The sequence below is a fragment of the Microbacterium sp. H6 genome (assembly GCF_003314775.1).
In the GTDB taxonomy this organism is placed as follows: Bacteria; Actinomycetota; Actinomycetes; order Actinomycetales; family Microbacteriaceae; genus Microbacterium; species Microbacterium oxydans.
Window position 1 is genome coordinate 15,131 of record NZ_QOAY01000075.1, and the last position, 3,596, is coordinate 18,726.

The 3,596-nt window shown below is 70.3% G+C and carries 5 protein-coding genes; 1 reads left to right on the forward strand and 4 read right to left on the reverse strand.

The window, feature by feature from the left end; translation table 11 throughout:
• The 3 genes from DSP71_RS23190 to DSP71_RS05480 form a co-directional block, all read right to left on the reverse strand.
• The coding region (locus DSP71_RS23190) for an MmgE/PrpD family protein (protein WP_258546278.1) at window positions 1-566 on the reverse strand (566 nt) is incomplete at its 3' end.
• Window positions 567-569: 3 nt separating this feature from the next.
• Window positions 570-1,235, reverse strand: coding sequence for a GntR family transcriptional regulator (locus DSP71_RS05475; protein WP_113680578.1), 666 nt, complete (start codon window positions 1,233-1,235; stop codon window positions 570-572).
• Window positions 1,236-1,275: 40 nt separating this feature from the next.
• Window positions 1,276-2,262 carry a DMT family transporter gene (locus DSP71_RS05480; RefSeq protein WP_113680579.1) on the reverse strand — a complete coding sequence of 329 codons (987 nt, stop codon included), beginning with the start codon at window positions 2,260-2,262 and terminating at the stop codon, window positions 1,276-1,278.
• 39 nt (window positions 2,263-2,301) lie between these two features.
• On the opposite strand from DSP71_RS05480, the gene DSP71_RS05485 reads away from it, so the two are divergent.
• A complete protein-coding gene (locus DSP71_RS05485) occupies window positions 2,302-2,838 on the forward strand; it encodes a CGNR zinc finger domain-containing protein (protein WP_046747541.1) in 537 nt (178 codons plus the stop codon).
• Here DSP71_RS05485 and DSP71_RS05490 read toward each other — a convergent pair.
• A partial coding sequence (locus tag DSP71_RS05490; RefSeq protein WP_181800673.1) for an AraC family transcriptional regulator occupies window positions 2,811-3,596 on the reverse strand: 786 nt, incomplete at its 5' end. The two genes, DSP71_RS05485 and DSP71_RS05490, sit on opposite strands and share 28 nt — an antisense overlap.

Consider the following 3,596-nt stretch of genomic DNA (forward strand, 5'->3'; position numbering starts at 1 on the left):
CCGAGGAGAGTGCCGATACCGGCGGCCGCGGACGGGCCGAGGTGGGCGACGTGGTCGATCTTGTGCTTGTGCAGGCAGATCGCGCGCACCAGGTCCATCTGGATCTCGTAGCCGGTGGCGATGCCGCGCACGAGAGCCTGGCCGTCCTTGCCGGTGTGCTGAGCGACCGCGAGGATCGGCGGGATGTTGTCGCCGGGGTGCGAGTACTCGGCTGCGAGGAACGTGTCGTGGTAGTCGAGTTCACGCACGGCGACGCCGTTCGCCCAGGCCGCCCACTCGGGGCTGGTGCGGTGATCGAGCGCGGCGCCGAAGAGGTTCGCGCCGACGCCGCCGGTCGAGACGGGGTGGCTGAACGCCTGCGCACGAGCCGCGTTGATCGGCGCACGGGTGAGGGAAGCGGCGGCCACCGACGCGTTGTCGATGATGCGGTTGATGATCATGTCGATGACGGGCTGCTCGACCTCGACCCGGTCGGCGGCGACCTCGGCGATCTTCCAGGCGAGCTGGTCTTCCCTGGCGAGGTTCTCGTCGCTCCGGTGCACACGGACGTGGTGGCTGACGGTCATTTCTTATCCTTCACTGTTACGGGAATCAAGGGAGTCGAGGATGCCGGCGAGCGCGTTGTGCAGGTGCACGTGCGTGGCATGGGCGGCGAGGTCGCCGTCGCGGGCGGCGAGTGCTTCCGCGATGGTGCGGTGCTCGGCGGCGGAGGCGGCGAGTCGGGCCGGCTTGTCCCTGGCCATCCGCCGCACTCTCACGAGGTGGGTGCGCACGGTGCGCAGCGCGGAGGCGATGTAGTCGTTGGCGACGGCTGCGTCGAGGGCCGCGTCGAAGCGGGCGATGAGCGCGCAATAGGCGTCTCGACCCTCGACGGCGTCGAGGTCGACATGCGCGAACTCGTCGGCGAGGGCTGCGAAGAGCTGCGCGTCGCCCCGGGCGGCGGCGAGGCGTGCCGAGGATTCCTCGAGCGCCCGACGGATCTCGAAGAGGGAGCGGATGTCGTCGGCGTCGAGGTCTGCCACGACGGTGACGCGCGGAGACTGCTGCACCACGAGCCCGTCGGCGATCAGGCGACGGAGCGCCTCGCGCATCGGTGTACGGCTCACTCCCAGGCGCTCGGCCTGCTCGACCTCGCCGAGCACGAAGCCGGCCGGCAGGGCACCGGACTGGATGCCGTCGAGCAGCGCCGCATACGCGCGGTCACCCGCGGAGGTGCGTTCAGCGACGAGACTCATCCCCTCAGTGTATACATAAACCCGCCCTGCGCTCCTCCTATCACCCCCTGCGCCGACTGTACGTATACAAAACTCCGCTCCGGTCGCGAGGGGCGGGCTCGCCGAGCTTCACCACGACCACGCCGATCAACACCAGCACACCGCCGAAGGCCTGCAGCAGGTCGGGGAGCTGGCCGAGCAGCAGCCAGCCGAACAGCAGCGCGGCCACGACCTCCGCGAGTGCGACGAAGGAAGCGAGCCGCGACCCCAGCATGCGCGTCGAGGCGATGCCCAGCAGATAGGCGAGAGCGGTCGCCACCACCCCCATCGCGAGCACCGGGACGAACCAGGGAACACTGCCGAACCGGTAGGAGATGTCGTCGGTCGTCCATGCGATCGGCAGCACGCCGATCGCGCCGGCCGCAGTGAGCCCCAGTGCCCCGAGCAGGAGCCCGCTGCCGGCCAGGGCGAGGGGCGGCAATCCCGTGTCGGCCTTGGCTGACAGCACGAAGTAGGCGGCAGCGCCCACCATGGCGCCGAGGGCCCACAGGATTCCGGGCACGTTGACGTCGGCACCCGTGAGGACGTCGAGCATGAGCACGAGCCCGACGAAAGCGATCGCCGCACCGAGCAGGCTCTTGCGGCTCGGCCGCTCCCCTCTCCGCAGCCAGAGCCACAGCAGTACCGCGACCGGGGCGGTGTACTCGATGAGCAGCGCCAGCCCGACGTCCATCACCGCGACCGCCTGGAAGTAGAACAGCTGGGTCGCGGCGACCGCGAGCAGCCCGTAGGCGAGGATCATGCCCGCATTGCGCCGCAGCAGCGTCCACCGTCCTCGCAGCGACAGGATCGTGGGGACGAGCAGCACGAGGGCGGCGACCCAGATGCGCGCGGTGACGGCGGCACCGGGACTCCACCCTGCGTCGATGAGCCCCCGCGCCCATCCGCCGGACATGCCGAAGGCGAAGGCCGCGGCGAGGGCGAGCGGCAGCCCGAGACGCACGCCCCTGGCGGAGTGCACAACCGCGTCATTGCTCACCGTACTCATGATCGATGACGCTACTCCCGCGCGTTGTAACATGTCAATATGATCTTCACCGATGACACGGAAGAGGCGTTGCGCTCCGCGGTCTGGCTCGCGAACTCGGCGGAGCAGCCGGACACGCTCACCGACATCGACGACGAGGGCACCTTCCTCCACGAGTTCCCCTACACCGGCCGCCTGGACCGCGATGAGGCCGAGGTCGCCTCGCTTCGCGGACTGCGTCCCCGGCTCCGTGCGATGCTGCTGGCGCCGCGCGACGAGATGGCCGCGCACGTCAACGACGCCCTTGCGGAGTCCCGCCTCACCCCCGCGCTGCGCCGTCATGACGGCGTGGACTGGCATCTGCACGCGGTGGCGGACGAACAGCCCCTTGCCGAACGCATCCTGATCGAGACCGCGATGGCCCTGATCGACGTCATCCGTGCTGACGAGGGCTCGCGCCTCACGGTCTGCGAGGACGATACCTGCCAGGCCATCGCGCTCGACCTCTCCCGCAACCGCTCGAAGCGCTATTGCTCCACCACGTGCGCGAACCGCAACGCCGTCGCCGCCTACCGCGCGCGCCGCGCCGAGTCCTGAGCCGACGCCGAATCCTGAGCCGACGCAGAGCCCTGGGCCTGAGCCGGCGCAGGAGCCTCCTCCGACGCACCCGCGCCGACACCCGCCATGCGCGGGCGGGAGTGCTTCCGCCAGGCCAGCGGTGAACGACCGAAGCGCCGGCGGAAGGCTCGCGAGAACGCCGCCTCCGATTCGAACCCGACCGCATGCGCGACGGCACCGACCGCCATCGCCGTGGTCTCGAGAAGCTTCGAGGCGGCAAGCATCCGACGCTCCGCCACGTAGGCGGCAGGCGACTGACCGACGACGGCGGTGAACCGGTGGGCGAAGGCGGACCGTGACTGGTGCGTCAGGGCTGCGAGGTCGTCGACCGTCCACGGATGCTCGGGATTACGGTGGATCGCCGCCAAGGCCGGCGCGAGGGTCTGGTCGAGCGCGGTGGCCAGCCACCCCGGCTCGACCTTGTCGGAGGCCGACCACTCCCGCAGGGCATGGATGAAGACCAGGTCCAGGATGCGCGAGATCATGATGCACGCGCCGGGTCGGCGCTGTCCGAGCTCATCGAGCAGCAGTCGCAGGCTCAGCCCCAGCCACTCGTTTCCCGGCCGGGCCGACGATATGTGCACCACCGGGGGAAGAGCAGCCATCGACGGGCCGCCGAGCTCGCTCTGCGCGCGGAACTCGCCGGTGACCCAGCCCGGCGCCGCCTCCGCGCCGGTGCCGCGGTCGGACTCGACCAGCTCGCGGGCAGGGACCGTCGAATCGGCGGTGGCGATGCT